We start from the raw sequence: 20,522 nt of genomic DNA, 5'->3' as shown, positions 1-20,522 counted from the left end.
GGCCGGTTCCGAATCGGCTCCAAGCCCCGATCTCTCGCCGGCCGCGGCGGTCGGGGCTTTTTTTCGGTCCGGCACCCTCCACTCTTTTTCTGCGGCCGTAGAGTCCGATCGCATAGAAGGAGACGATCAGGCTTCCGAAAAACCGGTGGAGAACCAACGGCGCCCAGGTGGGGTTCAGGAGAAAGGAAAAACGCGCCGCCGAAAAGCGGGGGAGGTCGTCGAAGGCCCGCCCGGTCGGCGTCAGCATATAAGAGCCGATCCCATCGAGCAGTCCTCCCCAGATTAAAATCAGAAGCGCGGCGGCCGCCCCCCAGGCGATATGCCGGGCGACACTCCGTTGCCGCATTTGTCCCACTGATACCAGTAGGTATAGAGGGAGAAAATGTGGAGAAAAAAGACGGCGATCGCCACGTACATCGGAAACTCAAAGTGTCGGAAAAGAGAGACGGTCGAGACCGGAAAGAGGCCGACAAAAAGCTCGGGCATCACCACGGCAAAGGTGGCGCTGAGGCTAAAAATAACCGCGATGAACTGCACGAGCATCTTTGCCAGCCGCGTGAAGAGCGGATCTTTTATCCCGAGATATTCAAAAAGGGAGGCCAGGACAATAAAATCCGACCGAGAGACCCGCCAGAAAGAGATGGAGCAGGCTGAAGAGTCCTATGACCGCGCTGTTCCCGAGCAGGGGAAATTGAACCGGCGGAAGGCGGAGCGAGCTGTCGGGCATAGGACTCCTTGATCTTTACAGATAGACCGTCGTTCCGCGCCGACGGAGGTGGCTTAAATCAGACACCGAGGGTTTTTCTCCCCTGGTCGAGGGCGCGCCGTCCCTGCTTAAACCACGACTCCAAGAGGCGCTCCCATTGCGGCGAGGGGGAGACAAATTCAAAAATAAATGCAACGAACGCGAGGATTGCAATTGACGCAAAAATCACCCTTCTGAAATTTTCCATGGGTTCCTCCTTTATAATGTGTCTTGGGTGTGTGTATTGAGCTGAACTCCCCTCAATGCGTCCGCTCTGTTTGTCCGGCACTTTCCAGTTGCGTGATGAGCCGATTGAGATCGTCGCTGCTGATCGGCTCTCTCAGAAAACAGACGTTCGCAAGCTCCGGCATCTCAGGCAGCAACGCCGGAAAGCGATCGTGATAGAGCACCACGGCCATGGCCGAAGTGTGAAGATCGTGCAGGTTCATCAGGAACTCCAGAGCATCCATCCCCGACATTTGATCTCTGAGCAAAATCACATCTACCGGAATGCGCTGAAGGAAGGAGAGCGCATCCGATGCTTCGTGGATCAGCACCAGATTGTAGGTTGTGCCGAGCGCAGTCAGCCGACCCAATCCCTCCCTCCCCTGATCAAGCACCATCAGGTTTTTTTGATACATTGTTTTCTCTCCTCGTCGATTGCCTTGGTGCTTCCAAAGAAGCAATATCCGTACCTGTGTTCTGCCGCGGCGAAAAGGAAAAAGGCTCCGCCTTTTACGGGTCTAATTGAGATTCGGTCTGTAATGAAAAAAAGGATTGCGATTCGGGCGGGTCGATTCGTGAAATAACTTCTCACCCCATTCCAAAGACGGGGAAGAATTTACGCATAAAAAAGGCCCCTTGGGAAGGGGGGCCGAAGAGATGTCAGACCTTGATATTCAATTGTTGGATTTTATTGTAAAGCGATCGCCGGCTGATTCCTAAGATCTTCGCGGTTGCCGTTTTGTTCCCTTTGCGGTCTTTGAGGGTTCGAATAATCAGCGTTTTCTCGGCATCTCCCAGCGATGTGCCGACATCGAAGACGATCTTATTGTTCGGGACGCTCTTCTGCTGAAAGCGGCGGGGGAGGTACTCGGGGGTGATGATGTTCCGGGGGGTGAGCAGGACCGCGCGCTGAATCACATTCTTCAGCTCGCGGACATTGCCGGGCCACGGATAATTGACGAAGAGATCCATCGCTTCCTTCGAGAAATCGGTGATACCCTTCTTGTATTTTTCGTTATATTCTTCCAGGAAGGCGCTGGCCAAGAGAGGGATGTCCTCCTTTCGCTCCTGAAGCGCCGGAAGCCGGATGATAAATCCCTCCAACCGGAAATAGAGATCCTTGCGGAAGGTCTCCTTTTGGACGGCCGCTTGCAGATCTTCATTGGTTGCGCAGAGGATGCGGACATCGACATGGATCAGATCTTTCCCGCCGACCCGATAAAAGGCTTTGTCCTCGATCGCCCGCAACAGGGTCACCTGCGTCTTCTGGTCCATCGTCCCGATCTCGTCGAGGAAGAGGGTTCCGCCGTCGGCCCGCTCGAACGCTCCGGCGGTCTGGGCGTGGGCGCCGGTAAAGGCCCCCCGTTCATGGCCGAAGAGCTCATTGGCCACCAGGTCGGGGGTGAGGGCGCCGATGTTGACCGGAATAAATGCCCCTTTTCGTCGGATGCTGGCATTGTGAATGGCGCGGGCGACCAATTCTTTTCCGGTACCGCTCTCTCCGATAATCATGACGGAGAGATCGGTATCGGCCGCGAGTCGAATCATCTTGAAGACTTCCATCATCGGCTCGCTTTTACCAATGATTTCTTTCATCGATGAAGCTCCTCCATCTAGCTTGCGCTGCGGACCCGGCGGATCTTGCGGATCGAGCGAATCTTTCTGACCTTCCCAACCTTGTGTCGCTTCCATAGAATTAGTTCACCCCCTCCTTGGGTCGCCGACGAAGCTCGGCCGGCCTCAAATGACATGCGACAAAATGCCCCGACTCCGCTTCGACCAGCTGCGTCGGTTCTTCCGGCGCATGATTGCAAGAGGGGGCAAACGGTTTTCCTGTAATACCGGGCCGTTCCCGTTTGTTCCGCATCCGGGGATCGGGAATCGGCACCGCCGAGAGAAGCTCTTGCGTGTAGGGATGAAGCGGATTTCTGTAGAGATTGTCGCTCTTCGCCAGTTCCACGATTTTTCCGAGATACATCACCGCCGTCCGATCGGCGAAGCTCTCTACCAGGGAGAGATCGTGCGCGATGAAGAGATAAGAGAGGCGGAAGGTGTCTTGAAGATCGGCCAGCAGCTCCATCACCTGGGCCTGGACGGAGACGTCGAGCGCGGAGACCGGCTCGTCGGCCACCACCATCTCCGGGTGAAGAATCATCGCCCGGGCGATGCCGATCCGCTGCCGCTGGCCTCCGGAGAACTCATGCGGATACCGGTTGAGGATCGCGGCGCCGAGTCCGACCCGCTGGAGAATCGAGACAACCCGCTCCCGCCGCTCGTCCCGAGAGAGGGAGAAGTGGATATCGAGCGGCTCGGCGACAATATCCAAAATCGTCATCCTCGGATTGAGCGACGCGTACGGGTCTTGGAAAATAATCTGAAGCTTCTGCCGCATCTTTCGCATCTCTTCTTTCGGCAGGGAGAGAAGATCGGTCCCCTTAAAATAGATCTCCCCCGCCGTCGGCTCGATCAGCCGGAGAATCGTCCGGGCGAGCGTGCTCTTTCCAGAGCCGCTCTCACCGACCAGACCGAGCGTCTCCCCCTCTTGCAGCGTCAGATCGACGCCGTCGACGGCGGGATGAAATCGATCGGAGCGCCGGAAGAGCCCTTCCCCTTTGAGCGGGAAGTATTTTTTAAGACCTTTGATCTCTAGCAGCATGGAAAATCGATGAGAATTCTATGGGGGCGCGGTCTCCCCGTTTACCGCACTACCCGGGCGGCAGACCGCTCAGGGCAGATTCTCGGTTCTTTTTGGACCACTTTTTCGTCTCTCCGAGCCTCGGAACCGCCGCCAGGAGCTGTTGCGTATAGGGATGTTGCGGTCTCTCAAAGAGAGAGAAAACGTCGGCCGTCTCGACCACCCGTCCTCCCTGCATCACCACCACCCGTTGTGCCGTCTCTGCGATGATACCGAGGTTGTGGGTAATTAGCAAGACGGCCATTCCGATCTCCTCTTGCAATTTAAGGATGAGGTTCAGGATCTGCCGTTGGATGGTGACATCGAGCGCCGTGGTCGGCTCGTCGGCGATCAAAATGGAGGGACGAAGGGCGAGCGCCATCGCGATCATTACCCGCTGCCGCATCCCCCCCGAGAGTTGGTGGGGATACTCCCGCGCGCGCCGCTCCGGGGAGGGGATCTCCACCTTCCGGAGCATCTCCACCGCCTGCGCCATCCCTTCTTTCTTGCCGACCTTTTCATGAAGGACAATTCCCTCTGCAATCTGGTCTCCGATCGTCAAGACCGGGTTGAGCGAGGTCATCGGCTCTTGAAAGATCATTGAGATCCGGTTCCCTCTGATCCGCCGCATCTCCCTCTCGGGGAGATCGAGGAGATTTCGCCCCTCGAAGAGGATTTTCCCGCCGACGATTTTGCCGGGGGGATCGGGAACGAGCCGGAGAATCGAGAGGGCGGTCACGCTCTTTCCCGATCCGCTCTCACCGACCAGTCCCAACGTCTCACCCCGGTGCAGCTCAAAGCTGACCTCTTCGACCGCCGGGACGACCCCTTCCATCGAATAAAAGTACGTTTTTAGCTCTTGAACTTGCAGAATCGGTTCCGGCATGCGCCTCCTGATCGATCAGGTCATCTTCTTGAAGCGGTTCTACAAAGAGAAATGTCCTTCTTCCAAGATCTCCTTCACTCGATGGAGAAAGAGATTTCCGGTGGCGCCGTCGATCACCCGATGATCGTAGGAGAGAGCGAGGTACATCATCGGATGGATCGCGACCGTGTCGGTTCCGTCCACCTCCAGGACGATCGGCCGCTTGACGACCTCCCCCATCCGGAGAATCCCGACTTGGGGTTGAAAGATCACCGGCGTCCCGAAAAGGTTTCCCTTTTTCCCTGGGTTGGAGATCGTGAACGAGCCGCCGGTCGCCTCGTCGGGGCTCAGCGTCCCCTTGCGCGCTTTTTCCGCCAGTTCGGCGGCGGCGCGGGAGAGACCGGCGAGCGACTTCTCCTCGGCGCGGCGGATCACCGGGACCATCAATCCCTTTTCGGTCTCGACGGCGACGCCGATGTGAATCTCTTTCCGGAGCACCAGGCTCTCTCCGACCACCGACGCGTTGAGCGCCGGATAGTCTGCAATCGCCCGGATCGCGGCGGAGACAATAAAAGGGAGAAAGGTCAGGTCATACCCGGTCTGCTCTTTGACGGCCCCTTTCTTCTCCTCCCGAAGCCGCGCGACCTTCGACATGTCGACCTCGGCAACCGTGGTGACGTGCGGGGCGGTCTGCTTGCTGTAAACCATATGCTCCGCAATCATTTTCCGGAGACGCGAGAAGGGGACGACCTGATCTCCCTCCTTCGGCTCATATTGCGGAATTTTGTACTCTTTGAATTCCAGCTGCGCCCGGCCTGACGGAGCGGCGGGCCGCGCCGCCTCGCGTGCCGCGGGAGGGGGCGGGGAGAGGCTTGTCTTTTCCGGGACGATCTTTTCCTTTGAAACGGTTTCCGGCGCGGCTTCCTCTTTTCCGACATGCCGGAGGATGTCCTGTTTGGTCACCCTCCCGCTGATCCCGCTCCCCTTGATTTGGGAGAGGTCGACTTGATACTCCTCCGCCAGCTTTCGAACCAGCGGGGAGACCCGGCCGCCGTCGGCCCGCTCTTGACCCGATTCGGCGCTGTCCTGAGTGCGGGGTTCGTCCTTTTTGGGGGGAGCGCTTGGGGCGGCCGCCCCTTGCGGCGTGGGGGGGGGCTCGACAACGGGGGGACGCCCCGGTGTCGCCGCCGGCGGGCGCTCCACCGTGGGGGGGCGCGATGCTTCCTTCTCCGCTTCTTTTCCGTCGCCGATGAGGGCGAGCTCCGCCCCGACCGAGACGCTCTGGCCTTCCGGAACGTAGATCTTCATCAATGTCCCGGCGCCGGGGGAGGGAATTTCAACGTCGACTTTGTCGGTCGACACTTCGGCAATCGGCTGATCGGCTTCAATCCGGTCCCCTTCGCGGACCAGCCATTTTGCCACTTTTCCTTCGACAACGCTCTCGCCCATCTGGGGCATGATTACTTTGGTCGCCATTTCTTTCCGCAGCTCTCTAATACGCGGCCAAGGCTTTTGCCTTGGCGAGAATTTTATCCACATTCGGCAAAATGAATTCCTCCAGCGGAGGGCTGAATGCGTAGTGGGTGTCTTCCGAGGTCACCCGGATGATCGGGCCGTCAAGGGCATCGAAGCACTCCTCGCTGATCCGGGCCGAAATCTCGCCGCCGATCCCTCCCGTTTTCCGATCTTCATGGATGATGACGACCTTGTTCGTCTTTCGAACCGATCGGAAGACGGTCTCCCAATCGAGCGGGCGAAGCGACCGAAGATCGATCACCTCCACTTCCATTCCCGCTTCCGCCTTCAGCCGATCGGCCGCCGCCAAAGAGGGATAAAGCATGGCGCTGTAGGTGATAAAGGTCATGTCCGATCCTTCACGGCGGACCGCCGCTTTTCCGAGCGGGACGATGTAATCTTCTTCCGGGATCTCCTCTTGAATCCGCCGGTAGAGATATTTGTGCTCGAAATAGAGAACCGGATCGTTGTCCCGAATCGCCGCTTTTAAAAGTCCTTTGGCATCATAGGCGGTGGCGGGGGCGACGATCTTCAGGCCGGGAACCGGGAGAAAGTACGATTCGGGATTCTGAGAGTGGAAGAGCCCCCCGTGGACGCCGGCGCCGGAGGGGGCCCGAACGACCATCGGGACCTGCGCCCGCCCGCCGTGTCGGTAGCGGAGGGTCGCCGCCATGTTGATCAGCTGATCATAACCGCAGGTGATGAAATCTCCGAATTGCATCTCGGCGATCGGCCGCATCCCCAAGATGGCGGCGCCGATGGCGGCGCCGATGATGAGCGACTCGGAGATCGGGGTGTCGATCACCCGCTCCGCGCCGAACTCCTGCAGAAACCCTTCGGTCGCTTTGAACGCCCCGCCGAGGATGCCGACATCTTCCCCCAAGAGGAAGACATTGTCGTCCCGCTTCATCTCCTCGAACATCGCGTCGTGGATTGCCTTGATAAAGGTGGTCGGCATCGCTCTAGGCTCTCAAGGTTAAGACAGACGAGGCGCGCGCGAAGCGAGCGGGCGTCTCATCGGGAGTTAGAATGGATTCGCGTAGAGGTCTTCCAACGCTTCTTTTCCATCGGGCCAGGGACTTTCTTCGGCGAAGCGGACCGCCTCGTCGACCGTCTCCTTGACCCGCTTTTCAGTTTCGTCCTTAATTTGATCGACGTTGTTTCCTCTTTTCTCAAGATAGATTTCGAACCGCTGGATCGGATCGCGGCTCTCCCACTCGATCAATTCGTCTTTCGGCCGGTACCACGATTGGTCGTGCTCGCTGTGGCCGTGGTAGCGATAGGTCTTGCACTCGATGAGGGTCGGCCCCTCCCCCCGGCGGGCCCGGTCGATCGCCGCATGCGCGGTTTTCATGACGGCATGAAGGTCGTTGCCGCTGCAGACCGCCCCTTTAAAGCCGTATCCCTCGGCGCGGATCGCGATGTCTTCCACCGCCATCTGAAGGTTCTGCGGGGTGGAGTAGGCGTAGAAATTGTTCTCGCAGACATAGATCACCGGAAGCTTGTGAACCCCGGCGAAATTGAGCGCTTCGTGAAAGTCGCCCCGGCTGCTCGCCCCCTCTCCGAAAAAGGCGACCGCGACATACGGCTCTTTTTTGATTCTGAATTTCAGCGCGGCGCCGGTGGCGACCGGAAGGGAAGAGGCGAGCATGCTGGTCGATCCGAAAACACCCCGCTCCAAATCGCCCGCATGGAGGAAGGAGTCTTTCCCCTTTGAGAGACCGGTTTTCTTCCCGAAGAGCTGCGCCATCAGCCGCTTGGGGTCGACCCCCTTTACGAGAAAGGCTCCCATGTCTCGATGGATCGGGGAGATAAAATCTTCGCGGCGCAACCCATAGCAGACGCCGACCACGATCGCCTCCTGCCCCATCCCGGAGTAAACCCCTCCCAAGATCTTTCCCTGCCGGTGGAGTTTGGAGACACGGTCTTCGAACTCGCGCGTCAATTTTAGGTAAAAGTAGAGCTCCCGGTCCTCTTTGGTCTCCATGGAGACGCCCCTTATTTTGTAATAGATTATTCTAACATAAATCGAATATGAAGATCTTGGGGGGCGATTGCGGAAAGGCCGGTTCGGCCAGGAGGGAAAGGCGACGCCGGCGTTTCGGCCGGCGTCGCGAGATCCGTGGGTCGGAGCGCTTTGATGAGAGCGGACCCTCCACCCTCCCGTTAGTGGAAGCCGCCGTGCTTGAGGCTTCGTTGGGGTTGCGGTGCCATCTCGTTCACGATAAAAAATATAGATGGAGGAGAGGTCCCTCCTGAGAACGAGGCGCAGAAACGAATTCCCTTTCACAAAACCGGTTTGATCCTCTCCGGTCCGGGTGTGACTGCGGAAGGGAGGTGTTCCATGAATCGTCGGTCTGAAAAAGGCCGGGCGGTTTTGAGCGGCCCGGCCGGGGCTTCTACCGTCTATTGGTCACGATCAGCGGATCGATGATCTCGCCGCAGTGAATGCAGCGAAAAACAAGGAGCGACCCCTGTTGCGTGTAGATAACCTCTTTATACATCAATCCCCCACATTTTCTGCAAGTCATATCCCCCTCCGTTACGATCAATACGATCCAGCGACCGGTGCGTTCTTCCGATCCTCCGGCCATTTATAATTTTGTATCATCTTGAAGCCTGTTTAAAGACGCGTTGAACCTCGGCCGCGTCAAGAAACGTATTCTTTGAGGTAGCGATCCTCGGTAGATTCCATGTAGGAGAGCGCCGCCTCGGGATGTTCTCGCCCGAGGGTCCCGATCCAATCCCTTAAAAGCCAGCCGATCCTTCCGCTGCAGATCGGGCAGAACGCGGTTTCCCGATCGTAGATTTCATCGCAATCCAGACAAATCTTGGCTTGTTTAATGTTCATCGGTTTCTCCTTTTTCCTCGAATACGATCCGGAGGGTCCGTCCGGATCAGGCGCATGGGCAGAGCTCTTTTATCTTTTTCTTGATTTTAAAAAAACTCGGTGTCTTCATAACGTAGGCATCCGAATCCCACCAGAGGTTGTCGTCGTTGCTCTGGTCATAGGCCGACCAGACCACGATCGGGGGGGAGGCATTTCCTTCGCGGAAGCAGCGCAAGACATCATTGCTGTCGATCGCGGATAAAACCGTATCGATCAGGACCAGATCCGGAAAATCTTGCCGATACTTCCAGAAGGCCTTCTCTCCGGTATCGACCAGGGTGACTTGATAACCCTCTTCGGCCAATTCGGTTCGGAGGAGCTCTCCGATATAATTTTCCTGGCTGATAATCATGATCTTCTTCTTCGTCATCGTCATTGCGTTTACCCCGCTCTGCCCCCATCGGGCCTGTCACATTTCCTAATGATCGGAACCGATCGGATGTTTCCTGAAACAAAGAACCCTGCCGGATCGTCCACGAGAATAAAGACCGTCCGTTCTCCGGGATTAAAGCGCCTTGCTTTGGGCGACCGCATAGGGGGTCGCCTGCCGCATGCCGATTTCCGCGACGGCTGAAAGGGGGGCTTTCCCGATCCGTTGGAGGGTTTCTAAAACGCGGTGGCTGCTTCCCCAATCGCTCCAAAAGACCTCTTTGACCTCGATGACGGAGATCAGACCGGTGCAGCGCTCGAAGATCCCGCGAGAGAGGGTCGCCGGCTCCATCGTGCGGTACTCCCGTTCAATGGTAGAGAGCTCGTGTACGGTGCCGATGGCGGAGAGAATTCTCTCAAATCGTCTCCAGATTCCCGGCAGATGCTGTTTGAACAGTCCGATCAGGGTGTCGGCTCGCATCACCGAGACAAAGGTATTCCAAAGGTATCCGCTCTCATAAAATTTCAGGGCGGCCTCTCGGCTCGGCTTCTCTAAAAATTGCGCCACCCGCTTGACCTCCATCGGGTAGGGGCCGTCCAGGGGGGCGGCAGGGGCGATCCAACCATACTCCACTTCGGGCCCTTCGGGTTGGATTCCCAGAAGAACAATCTGCTCGGGACGGTGCCGGACCACTTCATCCGCCGCGGAGATGAAGCGCATGAAGCGCGCTTCCTCTTGAATAAAGTGGTCGGAGGGAAAGAAGACGACGCGGGCGTCTGGATCACGCTTATAGATATAAAGAAGCGGCAGCAGGGCGCCGGGGGCGGTCTCTCGGTTGTAAGGCTGAAAGACCAGGGTCTTTTCAGGCAAGCTGGAAAGCTGCGATCGGATCTCTTTAATGTGGCTTGGATTAACCACGATCCGGGTTCGCTCCGGCGGGATCAACAGGGAGACCCGGTCGAGGGTATGCTGGAGCATGGAGCGCTTGCCTGTAAAAGCGATATACTGTTTTGGAGAACAAACCCCATAGGAAGAACGAATAAATTGGTTCATCCGCGTTCCCTCTCCCGCGGCCAAAACGATCCCCCAGAGCTGTCCTGATTCCGGTTTTCCTTCGTGCATCAAATACTCCTCCTTCTTTTGCTTTTGATAATGTTCAGACGTCGACCTATTTCCACTTCAGGTTGTTACGATGAAGAGGCGCGACCCTTACGCAGCATGCGTTAAGGTAAGCGTCTTTTGTGGTTCCTTTGCCTGTTGATTCTGTTGATTTAAATCTTGATTCAAGCTGATCGCTTTCAATGACTGGAGATCCTTGATAAAAATGTTTCCCTTGCTCTTCTGGATGACGCCCAACCGCTGAAAACGATTCAGGATCATCGTGGTCGTCTCGCGGGTGGTTCCGGCAAGGCTTGCGAGGATCTCGTGGGTCAGTCGAAGCTGAATGGGCATAAGAGGGGGGGACTTTAACTGTTTGGTCGCGCAGTGGATCAAGACTTTGGCAAGACGGGAGTGGACCGGCGAGTAGAAGAATTGGAGAAGGCGGTTTTCCGATTCACATCTTCTGGAGCCGATGAGCCGGATCAGGCCCAATGTAAAGAGCGGATTCTGCTTGAGGAAGTCGAACAGAAAGTCTGTTCGAAGGGCGACCAAAACCGATTTCTCGTAGGAGACGGCCATTTCACCACGGGCCATCTCCCCCGCCAAGCTCAACTCGCCGAATGTCTCTCCGGCATGATAAAGGGAGGAGGTAAATTCTTTTCCGCTCTCCATCAACGTGGCGGTTCGAACCGACCCGGAATGGACGATGTAGATCTGATCACTCGGATGTCCGGGGAGGTAGATCGATTTCCCCTTTTCAAAGATCAGCACCCGGACTTTGGAATGAATCATCTCCAACTCATGAGCGGAGAGTACCGAATATGGATCACAACTTTGGATAAACCGGACAAAATCTATCTTCTCCATAATCCCCTGCAATGCAAATTCCTTCATTGGCGCGCAAAAGTTTGCGTATTCCTGCAACTTCTGATTCACGAAAACCCCATGGTAATCGTGCTGACGAATGCGTTAAATCTTCTGAATTTAATTTATGAATCTGATCATTGCTGATGACCCCGAAACCTTGATCACGGTAAGGAGCAAGATCAGTGCCGGAGGTCACAACAGAGTTTTTGCGTAAAAAAGGCCGATAAAAGTGGATTTTTCTGTGGACAAACTGTGGACAGGGGAGTGAATTAAAACGATTCGTTCAATCAAAAAAGAAAATAGAACGTTTCGTTTAAAATTCTACTGAAGAGGTTCTACTGATTGGATCGGAGAGTTGGTACTTCTTGATTTTGCGGTCGAGCGCCGGTCTGGAGATCCCTAAAATTTGGCAGGCTTTCCCTTTGTGTCCGCGGGTGTGGTTGAGGATGTGTTGAATGTGTTGTCTTTCAATCTCCGAGAGAGGGGCGATAATGTTCCGGGCCCCGTTCGATTGCGGCTGGGTCAGCGGGAGGAGCGAGAGCGACTCTTCCAGAATAACATTGCCGCGCGTTAAGACGACCGCCCGGGTCAGCACATTCTCCAGCTCCCGGATGTTCCCGGGCCAAGGATAATCCATCAGGACATCCATGACCTTGGGGGAGACGCCGGTGATGTGCTTGTGCATGTTGGAGCTGATTTTGTTGATCAAAAAATGAACCAGATGCGGGATGTCCTGCATCCGATCGCGAAGGGGGGGGACCCGGATGCTGATGACTTTCAGGCGATAATAAAGATCTTTTCTGAATTTGCCGACTTTAATCAATTCCTCTAAGTTTTTATTGGTCGCCGCGATGACCCGGACGTTTGCTTTGATTTTCTCCTTCCCGCCAACACGTTCAAACTCCCGTTCTTGCAAAACACGGAGGAGCTTGGCCTGAAGGTGAATCGACATATCCCCGATCTCGTCGAGCAACAGGGTGCCGTTCTCGGCCATTTCGAACTTTCCCTCTTTTTTCTGGATCGCCCCGGTAAAGGATCCCTTCTCATGGCCGAAGAGCTCGCTCTCGAGGAGCGTTTCGACCAATGCGGAGCAGTTGATTCCGAGAAAGGGGGTGTTGTAGTTCCCATGGTAGTGGATGGCGCGGGCGATCAATTCCTTGCCGGTGCCGCTCTCTCCTTCAATCAACACGGTCGCGTTGCTCTCCGATGCAATGGCGATCGTCTTGAAGATCTGCAGCATCTGCGCGGTTTTGCCGATGATGATCCCGATCTTCGGGGCGGAGAACTCATTGAACATCGGCCGCGGGGACTGGCTCCGGAGTGTAATGATCCCCTTGATCTTTCCAACCACCGAGCCGAGCTCATCGATGTTGATCGGTTTGTTGATATATTCGAACGCCCCGGCTTTCATCGCTTGGATCGTCGTATCCATGTCGATGAAAGCGGTCATGATGATCGTGAAGGCATTCTCATCGATTTTCCGGATCTCTTTGAGGACCGAGAGGCCGCTTAAGTCGGGGAGCCGGTTATCGAGAAAGATGATCTGAGGGGAAAACGCCTTGAGCTTTTCGAGCCCTTCGCGGCCGGTCAGCGCGGTCTGGACGGTGTATTTCTGATATTGAAAGTGAATCGACAGCAGTTCGCAATTGGAAGGATCATCATCGATGATCAATATTTTCATAAGGCCTATACCACCTAAACCAGTCTACTCTGCCAGTCTGCTCTGATAGACATCTCTCTGTCAAGGATCGGTATTTACGGTAAAAATAGTAACAAGACCCGGCTAAAATTTCAATCTTTATATTGGTATTCCATAGGGAGATAAATGCGGGGGCACGCCGGTTCCCTTTCAAGCAGGGTCAGTGGATCGACCTTTCTATCTAGATCATTCAATTGAATGGGGAGAGAAACCCCATTCCAAGCAAAAGAGTAAGCGACTGCGTTTGGGGGGCGACCGAAATCTTGATATCCTTTCTAAACCCTCTTATAATCGGAGGGGTGAAGAAATATATCCTCAAGAATGAGTCGAAACAAGCGAGGCTCGATGCCTTTCGAGAAGCGTATCAGTCCGCTTTAAACGAACAACAGTTTCAAGTCGCCACCGCGCCCGACGGGCCGGCGTTGGTGATTGCCGGCGCCGGCAGCGGGAAGACCCGGACGCTGATTTATCGGCTCGCCTGGCTGGTTCATTGCGGGGTGAAGCCGGAGTCGATCCTTCTTCTCACCTTTACCCGGCGGGCCGCTTCGGAGATGCTCAAGCGGGCGGCGGCATTACTAGACGAGCGCTGCAAGCAGGTCTCGGGGGGAACGTTTCATTCGGTGGCCGCCGCCATCCTTCGGCGGTACGGCAAGGCGCTCGGCCTCTCTTCCTCGTTTACCATCCTCGACCGGTCCGACGCAGAGGATGTGATCCAGCTCCTTCGCGGCGAGATGGGGCTGGCCGAGAAGGGGAAGCGTTTTCCGAAAAAGGGGACCCTCTCCGACCTCTTCAGCAAGGTGCAGAATAAGCTGCTGACCCTCGATGAAGTGATCGAGGACGAGTACCGCCATTTTCTTGATCAGACCGAACTGATCCGCTCCCTCTTCATCCGCTACCAAAAATATAAGACCGACCGGCATCTGGTCGACTATGATGACCTCCTCGTCGATCTGTATGCCCTTCTCTCCGAGCACCCATCGATTCGGGAAGCGCTGGCTGAGCAGTACCGGCATCTCTTGGTCGACGAGTATCAAGACACGAACAAGATCCAGGGGGAGATTGTCCGGCTTCTCGGCCGCGACCGGCGGGTGATGGCGGTCGGAGACGATGCCCAGAGCATCTACTCGTTTCGCGGGGCCGACTTCCAAAATATCCTCCGGTTTCCGGACTATTTTCCCGGGACGCAGGTTTATAAGCTGGAAGAGAACTACCGATCGACCCAGGCGGTTCTCGATCTGGCGAACACCGTGATCGATGCGTCGGCGCAGAAATACCCGAAGCACCTCTTCACCCGGAAGGAGGGGGGGATCAAGCCGGCGTTGGTCCGGGCGGCGGAGGAGGCGGAGCAGTCGCGCTTTGTCGCGCAGAAGATCTTGGAGCTGCGGGAAGAGGGGATCCCGCTTTCCGAGATCGCCGTCCTCTTTCGATCGAGCTTCCATTCGTTTGATCTCGAAATCGAGCTGACCCGCTGCAACCTCCCCTTCGAGAAGCGGGGGGGCTTCAGACTCACCGAGACGGCGCATGTGAAAGATCTAATGAGCCACCTCCGGATCCTCGCCAACCCCTCCGACGCGGTCAGCTGGAATCGGCTGCTCCTCCTTATTCCGGGGATCGGGCCGCGCACCAGCCAGAAGCTGATCTCCCAAGTGCAGCAGGAGGGGCGGGAGGGGTTGAAGGGATTCACGCGGGAGCCGCAGGCCGAAGCCATCCGCGGGCTGCTGCAGATGCTCTCCGAAGCGGAGCGGCTCGATTCGCTCCCCGGCCAGATCGAGCGGGCGATGGCCTATTACCTTCCGTTGATGAAGAACAAGTATGACGACTATCCGAAGCGGATGAAAGACCTCGAGCATCTGGTCCTGATCGCCGACCGGTATCGAAAGCTCTCCCGTTTCCTCTCCGATCTCGCGTTGGAGCCGGAGGAGTCGGTCCTGGATGTGGCCGCCGCCGACCACGACAAAGAAAAGCTGGTCCTCTCGACGATCCACTCGGCCAAAGGGCTGGAATGGCAGGTCGTCTTCATTATCTGGACGCTCGACGGCTATTTCCCCTCGCTCTATGCATTCACCAAGGAGGCCGAGCTCGACGAAGAGCGGCGGCTGATGTATGTTGCGATCACCCGGGCGAAAGAACAGCTCTATCTCTCTTACCCGATCCGGATCTTCCATCGGGCCAGCCATGCCGTTCTTTCGAAACCGTCCCGATTTATCGAGTCGGTTCCGGAGGAGATTCTGGAGCCGTGGGTGTTGTCGGAAGAGGGCTGAGCGATTGATATAGACGGACCTCCTTTTTGACGAATGTGATTCTCCTTTATAGGAGGGATAGTTGGCGGCGGACCCGGAAGAACAGCCGGCCCCCGAAATTCGCGACGTCGATCGAGCCGCCTCCGGCGGACCGCGCGCCGGCTGGGCGGTCGGGGATCGCTTTTCATGGGAGGAGATTCAGCAGCGGCTCCTTGCGAGCGCCGACGAAGAGATCTCCGCAGGGGTTCGAGAGCTCTTCTTCAGCGGGTTCACCGCCGGCTTTGCAATTGTCCTGACATTCGTCGGCCATGCGGTCGGTCGCGCACAGTTTCCGGGCAACCGGTTCCTCGCCGCCCTTCTCTATCCGATCGGCTTTCTTTACATTATCCTCGGGCGCTACCAGTTCTTCACGGAGAATACATTGTCGCCGGTGATGCTCGTCATGACCCGACTGGCGAGCCTCCCCTTGCTGCTCCGGCTATGGGGGGTCGTTTTGATTGCGAATGTCGCCGGAGCAGCGCTCGGCGCGTTTATTCTCGCCCACACCCATGTTCTCTCCCCCGACGCGATCGAGGCGGGGGCCCGGTTCGCTCAGCGGGGGCTTGAGACCGGCTGGTGGGACGCGTTTTTCAAAGCCGTATTCGCCGGCTGGTTGGTGGCCGGGGTGGTGTGGCTGAATGTCGCGGCGCGCGATACGATCTCCCGGCTGGTGATCGTCTATGGGGTCTTCTACCTGATCGCGGTGGCCGACCTCTTCCATGTGATCACCACCGCCTCCGATATTTTCTTCTTCGTTTTTCTCCAGGCGCCCGGCCCCGGCCCGGCCACCCTGGTCCGGCAATTCTGGCTCCCGGTGTTGCTCGGAAACAGCGTCGGCGGCGTCATGTTGTTCGCATTCACCGCCTATGCGCAGACCGCACAACGGCGCTATCCCGAGGTCCGCGTTCTCACCCTGCGCGAGCTGTTGTTCAGTATGAAAGGGGGGCGTCCCTTCGGGACCCCGCGTCCGCGCCCTCCGTGGAAGGAGGCCGCATAGAAACCGACGGCGTGCTGGAATTATAAAGAGGCCGCCGGATTTGCAAGCTTTAACAAGGCCTAGATCATTTCGACACGATGAGAGACCCAGGAGGTTTCGTTTAGGATGAGCAATCCGTTGATTTCATTTTTGAGCGGGCTCGGCTCGCGGCGGGTGGTGGAGACCGTCGCGCCGCGACGGACCTTGGAAGAGGTCATCCTCCCGCCGCAAACGCGGCGCGCGTTGGAGCAGGCGCTGGCGCAGGTTCGGAATCACACGTTGATCTTCAGCCGCTGGGGCTTGGGCGAGCGGCATGCGTCGGGGCGGGGGTTGGCGTTTAACTTCGCGGGGCCGCCGGGAACCGGAAAGACGATCTGCGCCGAGGCGATCGCGCATGCGCTCGGTCTGAAGCTCCTCATCGTCAACTACGCCGAGGCGGAGTCGATGTGGGTCGGCCAGACCCCGAAAAACATCGTCGGGATCTTTCGCGCGGCGGTCGAGGAAAAGGCCGTTCTCTTCTTTGATGAGGCCGATGCGATCGCGACGCGCCGCTCGGCCGGCGGGAGTCTCTTACCGTATGACCGTGAGAGCAACCTGACCGTGAACGTCCTTCTGCGTGAGCTGGAAGCGTTCAATGGGATCGTGATCTTTGCGACCAACCTGGCCGCCAATTTCGATCCGGCCTTCGAGCGCCGCATCCGCGCCCATGTCCTTTTTGAAATCCCCGGCGTCGAGGAGCGGGCCCAGATCTGGCCGCTGCAAATCCATCCGAAGAAGACACCGCTGGCGTCCGACGTCGATTTCCGGCGGCTGGCCGAGCGGTATGTCATCAGCGGAGGCGATATCAAAAACGCCGTCCTCAAGGCGGCGGCCGCGGCGGCGGGCGAGCCCGGCGCCGATTTCGGCAAGCGGATCAGCCAGCGGCATCTCGAATCGGCGACGGCAGAGGTCCTCGCAGCCAAGGCGGTGATGCAGCAGTCGCTTTTTGCGAAGGGGGAGGCGGCCACGGTCGAGCCGAACGGCGTCTGGCCGGAGGTAGAGGCACGCTGGCCGAACGCGCTCTTCGTCGCGATGGGGCTCGCCGGCGCCGCGCTCATCGTCGCGCTGGTCGCCGTCGCGTTGGTGCTGATCCGTTAAACCTGTGAAGGAATGCCCGGCGTCGGTTTGGTCCGGGGTAAGAGGGGAGAGATGAAACCGCGAATCAAAGTGATTACCCTGGCCGTCAGCGATTTGCCTCGGTCATTGGCCTTCTACCGGGACGGGCTGGGGCTGGCGACCGAAGGGATCATCGGCACAGAATTCGAAGACGGAGCCGTCGCCTTCTTCAACATGAACGAGGATCTGATCTTGGCGCTCTGGCCGAAGAGATCCTTGGTGAAGGACGCGCAGATCCCCGTCACGCCGAGCAGTCCCTCCGACTTCTCCCTCGGCCACATCGTGAATTCCAAACAGGAGGTGGACGCGGTGATGAAGCAGGCGGAAAGGGCGGGGGCCAAGATCACGGCCCCGGCGCAGGATCGCTTCTGGGGAGGCTACTCCGGATACTTCCAAGATTTAGACGGACACCTCTGGGAGATCGCCTGGAACCCCCAGTGGGTCGTCAAAGAATGAGGTGAGATGGATATCCCGGTGATTGATATCGGTCCGCTCGTCGCCGGAACGGACGCGCGCCATCACGTCGCAGGACGCATCGGCCAAGCGTGCCGCGACTGGGGATTCTTTTACATCGTCGGTCATGGCGTCGACGAACGGCTGCAGCTGCGGCTGGAGGAGGTCAGCCGGCAATTCTTCGCGCAAGATCTTGAGACCAAACTTGAAATCGGCATGGCGCGGGGAGGCCGCGTTTGGCGGGGATACTTTCCGGTCGGCGGCGAGCTCACCTCCGGCCGGCCCGATCTCAAAGAGGGGATTTACTTCGGTGCGGAATTGGCAGCCGATCACCCGCGGGTGAGCGCCGGCACACCGCTCCATGGGCCGAACCTCTTTCCGGCCCATCCGCCGCAATTCAGGGAGACCGTTCTCGACTACATGGCCGCCTTGACCCGGCTCGGACAGGCGCTGATGGCCGGCCTCTCCTTAAGCCTCGGTCTGGAAGCGTCGTACTTCACCGACCGGTACACCTCCGAGCCGCTGACGTTGTTCCGGATCTTCAATTATCCGGCGCCGTCACTCGGCGCGGCGACGGAGGCACCCTTCGGCGTCGGGGAGCATACCGACTATGGATTGCTCACGATCCTCAAACAAGACCGGTCGGGCGGGTTGCAGATCAAGGTGAAATCGGACTGGATTCCCGCCCCGCCGATTCCCAACGCGTTTGTTTGCAATATCGGAGACATGCTCGATCGTCTGACTGCGGGGCGCTACCTGTCGACGCCGCATCGGGTCCAGAACCCGGCGCGGCACGATCGGTTATCCTTTGCATTCTTCTTCGATCCGAACTTCAACGCGGAGATCCGGCCGATCGAGACCGGCGAAGTCAATGACAACAAGGAAGCGCGTTGGGATCGCGCCAGCGTCCACGCCTTTCAAGGAACTTATGGTGATTATCTGCTGAGTAAGGTCTCAAAGGTATTCCCGGAGTTACGTCGTAAGGTTCTTTAATAATCCCCTTTTCCATTGTGGTGAGAAAACGATGCGTAAGGTGAATCTGAAAGATATTCCTGATGAGAGTTGGTCGTCGCCCAAAGGGAAGTTCGGCGGCGCGAGCAAAGAGATCTCTGTCGCATTGGGACGCAAGCCGAATTCCATGGACTTAAAGGAGCGGCATCCCTTCGATGTGGAGCTCTGCCGCATCCCTCCGGGAAAGATTCATTCTCCTTATCATTCGCATAGCGCGCAGTGGGAGTTTTATCATGTGATCTCAGGAACGGGACAGGTCCGCCATCAGGAGGGGACGACTCCAATTGAAGCGGGCGATGCCTTTCTCTTCGAGCCGGACCAGCCGCACCAGCTGATCAACCATAGTTCTGAGGATCTGGTTCTCTATGTTGTTGCGGACAATCCAATCGGCGAGTCGGCCTATTATCCGGATAGCAAGAAATGGCTTGTCCGCTCACCTGAGCGAAGGGTGATCCGACCGGCTAATTCCAAGGAGATGGATTACCATGAGGACGAAGAATAAATTCAATCATAAAGGCTCTGGTCACTTAACGCTAAAATAGCATTGTCATTATTGAGCGGGGGCCTCCTCTACCTTTCCGACCCCCTCGACTCAATTCTGTTGAATAACAAGACCGGTAGGAGATTTAGAAGCGAAGAAAACATATCGTGGAAGCTGCTGCTGTGGAGCCGTCCGGTTTGAGGCGACATCGATCTGAGATCCGGCACCTTTGAGCAAGGAGAAACAAATCATGACGACGCACCAGGAAATTCTCGACTTCTATTTACAGCCGGCGACAATGACCTCCGGCGGCCGACATGCGTCTTTGTTGGAAGCGTTGCCGCGCGATGCCGACGTCCTTGCCCAGATCGTCCAGGGCCTGGTGATCCATGAATCGGTCGCTTCCTCGTTTTACGGCGTCGCGATCTCCGACGCGCGCCGGAGCGAGGCGCATCTTCGCCCGGTGGAGGGGATGATCGATCGCCTCCTCGCCCTCGATGACGCGCCGCTCTCGGTCGCGCGGCCGGCCGAGCGGCGTCTCGTCGGCGTCTGCCATCACTTCGTCCTCTTTCTCGTCGCCATGCTCCGGGCCAAGGGGATTCCGGCCCGGGCGCGCTGCGGGTTCGGCGCCTATTTTAATCCTGGCACTTTCGAGGAGCACTGGGTCTGTGAATATTGGGATGATGCAGACGGACGCTGGGCGCTCGCCGATCCGCAGTTCGACGAGGTGTGGCGGACGAAGCTGAAGATCAAACACGATATTCTCGATCTGCCGCGCGACCGGTTCTTGGTCGCCGGCGACGCCTGGGTGCAAGGCCGTACAGGCAAGGCCGATCCGTTAAAGTTCGGCATTTTTGAGAGGGCGCGGCGCGGGCTCTGGTTCATCGCGGGGGACCTGGTGCGCGATGTCGCGGCGCTCAACAACATGGAGATGCTGCCGTGGGATGTCTGGGGCGCCATCCCTTCGCCCGACGCGCCGCTGGACGAGGAGGCGCTTGCCTTTTTCGATCAGCTGGCCCTGCTCACGCAAGCGCCCGATGCCTCCTTCGATGAACTGCGCCGGCTCTACGAAGAAGAGGACGGCGTGCGGGTGCCGGCGACCGTCTTCAATGCCCTCCTCAACCGCCCGGAAGAGATCCGAGTTGAAGGGAGAATAGAATGAACAGAACCGGATCGCGTTCCGGAGAGAAGTCGGTTGCCGGGCGGGGTGATTGTC

At 57.5% G+C, this 20,522-nt stretch carries 21 protein-coding genes; 7 read left to right on the top strand and 14 right to left on the bottom strand.

Annotated elements, in window-relative coordinates; translation table 11 throughout:
• Window positions 1-288 precede the first annotated feature (288 nt).
• The 14 genes from HY282_15900 to HY282_15835 form a co-directional block, all read right to left on the bottom strand.
• Entirely contained in the window at window positions 289-543 is a 255-nt protein-coding gene (locus HY282_15900) for a hypothetical protein (GenBank protein MBI3805234.1), read from the bottom strand.
• 242 nt (window positions 544-785) lie between these two features.
• Window positions 786-953, bottom strand: a complete 168-nt coding sequence (locus tag HY282_15895; protein ID MBI3805233.1) for a hypothetical protein — start codon at window positions 951-953, stop codon at window positions 786-788.
• A 52-nt stretch (window positions 954-1,005) separates the two neighbouring features.
• Window positions 1,006-1,386: a hypothetical protein gene (locus HY282_15890; GenBank protein ID MBI3805232.1), complete on the bottom strand. Its 381-nt coding sequence runs from the start codon at window positions 1,384-1,386 to the stop codon at window positions 1,006-1,008.
• A gap of 244 nt (window positions 1,387-1,630) precedes the next feature.
• Window positions 1,631-2,566: a sigma-54-dependent Fis family transcriptional regulator gene (locus HY282_15885; protein ID MBI3805231.1), complete on the bottom strand. Its 936-nt coding sequence runs from the start codon at window positions 2,564-2,566 to the stop codon at window positions 1,631-1,633.
• Window positions 2,567-2,666: 100 nt separating this feature from the next.
• Window positions 2,667-3,626, bottom strand: a complete 960-nt coding sequence (locus HY282_15880; protein ID MBI3805230.1) for an ATP-binding cassette domain-containing protein — start codon at window positions 3,624-3,626, stop codon at window positions 2,667-2,669.
• 49 nt (window positions 3,627-3,675) lie between these two features.
• Window positions 3,676-4,530, bottom strand: a complete 855-nt coding sequence (locus HY282_15875; GenBank protein ID MBI3805229.1) for an ABC transporter ATP-binding protein — start codon at window positions 4,528-4,530, stop codon at window positions 3,676-3,678.
• Window positions 4,531-4,569: 39 nt separating this feature from the next.
• Complete coding sequence (locus HY282_15870) at window positions 4,570-5,985, bottom strand: 2-oxo acid dehydrogenase subunit E2 (GenBank protein ID MBI3805228.1); 1,416 nt, start codon at window positions 5,983-5,985, stop codon at window positions 4,570-4,572.
• Between the two features lie 16 nt (window positions 5,986-6,001).
• Window positions 6,002-6,982 (bottom strand): alpha-ketoacid dehydrogenase subunit beta, encoded by a 981-nt coding sequence (locus HY282_15865; protein MBI3805227.1) that lies wholly within the window; start codon window positions 6,980-6,982, stop codon window positions 6,002-6,004.
• Window positions 6,983-7,048: 66 nt separating this feature from the next.
• Window positions 7,049-8,011, bottom strand: a complete 963-nt coding sequence (locus tag HY282_15860; GenBank protein MBI3805226.1) for a thiamine pyrophosphate-dependent dehydrogenase E1 component subunit alpha — start codon at window positions 8,009-8,011, stop codon at window positions 7,049-7,051.
• A gap of 663 nt (window positions 8,012-8,674) precedes the next feature.
• Window positions 8,675-8,875: a hypothetical protein gene (locus tag HY282_15855; GenBank protein ID MBI3805225.1), complete on the bottom strand. Its 201-nt coding sequence runs from the start codon at window positions 8,873-8,875 to the stop codon at window positions 8,675-8,677.
• Window positions 8,876-8,921: 46 nt separating this feature from the next.
• Complete coding sequence (locus tag HY282_15850; GenBank protein MBI3805224.1) at window positions 8,922-9,290, bottom strand: response regulator; 369 nt, start codon at window positions 9,288-9,290, stop codon at window positions 8,922-8,924.
• 129 nt (window positions 9,291-9,419) lie between these two features.
• Complete coding sequence (locus HY282_15845; GenBank protein ID MBI3805223.1) at window positions 9,420-10,406, bottom strand: NTP transferase domain-containing protein; 987 nt, start codon at window positions 10,404-10,406, stop codon at window positions 9,420-9,422.
• A gap of 87 nt (window positions 10,407-10,493) precedes the next feature.
• Window positions 10,494-11,177, bottom strand: coding sequence for a Crp/Fnr family transcriptional regulator (locus tag HY282_15840; GenBank protein ID MBI3805222.1), 684 nt, complete (start codon window positions 11,175-11,177; stop codon window positions 10,494-10,496).
• Between the two features lie 388 nt (window positions 11,178-11,565).
• Complete coding sequence (locus tag HY282_15835; protein ID MBI3805221.1) at window positions 11,566-12,933, bottom strand: sigma-54-dependent Fis family transcriptional regulator; 1,368 nt, start codon at window positions 12,931-12,933, stop codon at window positions 11,566-11,568.
• 317 nt (window positions 12,934-13,250) lie between these two features.
• On the opposite strand from HY282_15835, the gene HY282_15830 reads away from it, so the two are divergent.
• The 7 genes from HY282_15830 to HY282_15800 all read left to right on the top strand — a co-directional run bounded on the left by HY282_15830 (window position 13,251) and on the right by HY282_15800 (window position 20,468).
• Complete coding sequence (locus tag HY282_15830) at window positions 13,251-15,212, top strand: ATP-dependent helicase (GenBank protein ID MBI3805220.1); 1,962 nt, start codon at window positions 13,251-13,253, stop codon at window positions 15,210-15,212.
• 61 nt (window positions 15,213-15,273) lie between these two features.
• Window positions 15,274-16,227 (top strand): formate/nitrite transporter family protein, encoded by a 954-nt coding sequence (locus HY282_15825; GenBank protein MBI3805219.1) that lies wholly within the window; start codon window positions 15,274-15,276, stop codon window positions 16,225-16,227.
• A 105-nt stretch (window positions 16,228-16,332) separates the two neighbouring features.
• The gene (locus HY282_15820; protein ID MBI3805218.1) at window positions 16,333-17,343 is read left to right on the top strand and encodes an AAA family ATPase; all 1,011 of its coding nucleotides are present in this window, start codon (window positions 16,333-16,335) and stop codon (window positions 17,341-17,343) included.
• A gap of 51 nt (window positions 17,344-17,394) precedes the next feature.
• Window positions 17,395-17,817, top strand: coding sequence for a VOC family protein (locus HY282_15815; GenBank protein ID MBI3805217.1), 423 nt, complete (start codon window positions 17,395-17,397; stop codon window positions 17,815-17,817).
• Window positions 17,818-17,823: 6 nt separating this feature from the next.
• The gene (locus HY282_15810; GenBank protein ID MBI3805216.1) at window positions 17,824-18,807 is read left to right on the top strand and encodes an isopenicillin N synthase family oxygenase; all 984 of its coding nucleotides are present in this window, start codon (window positions 17,824-17,826) and stop codon (window positions 18,805-18,807) included.
• Between the two features lie 31 nt (window positions 18,808-18,838).
• Entirely contained in the window at window positions 18,839-19,327 is a 489-nt protein-coding gene (locus HY282_15805) for a cupin domain-containing protein (protein MBI3805215.1), read from the top strand.
• Window positions 19,328-19,556: 229 nt separating this feature from the next.
• Window positions 19,557-20,468, top strand: coding sequence for a transglutaminase domain-containing protein (locus HY282_15800; GenBank protein MBI3805214.1), 912 nt, complete (start codon window positions 19,557-19,559; stop codon window positions 20,466-20,468).
• The last annotated feature ends 54 nt before the right edge of the window (window positions 20,469-20,522 follow it).

The sequence above is a fragment of the Candidatus Manganitrophaceae bacterium genome, assembly GCA_016200325.1.
GTDB lineage: Bacteria > Nitrospirota > Nitrospiria > SBBL01 > Manganitrophaceae > Manganitrophus.
Note: the sequence above shows the minus strand (reverse complement) of the source record. Positions and strands in the feature narration are given on the sequence as shown.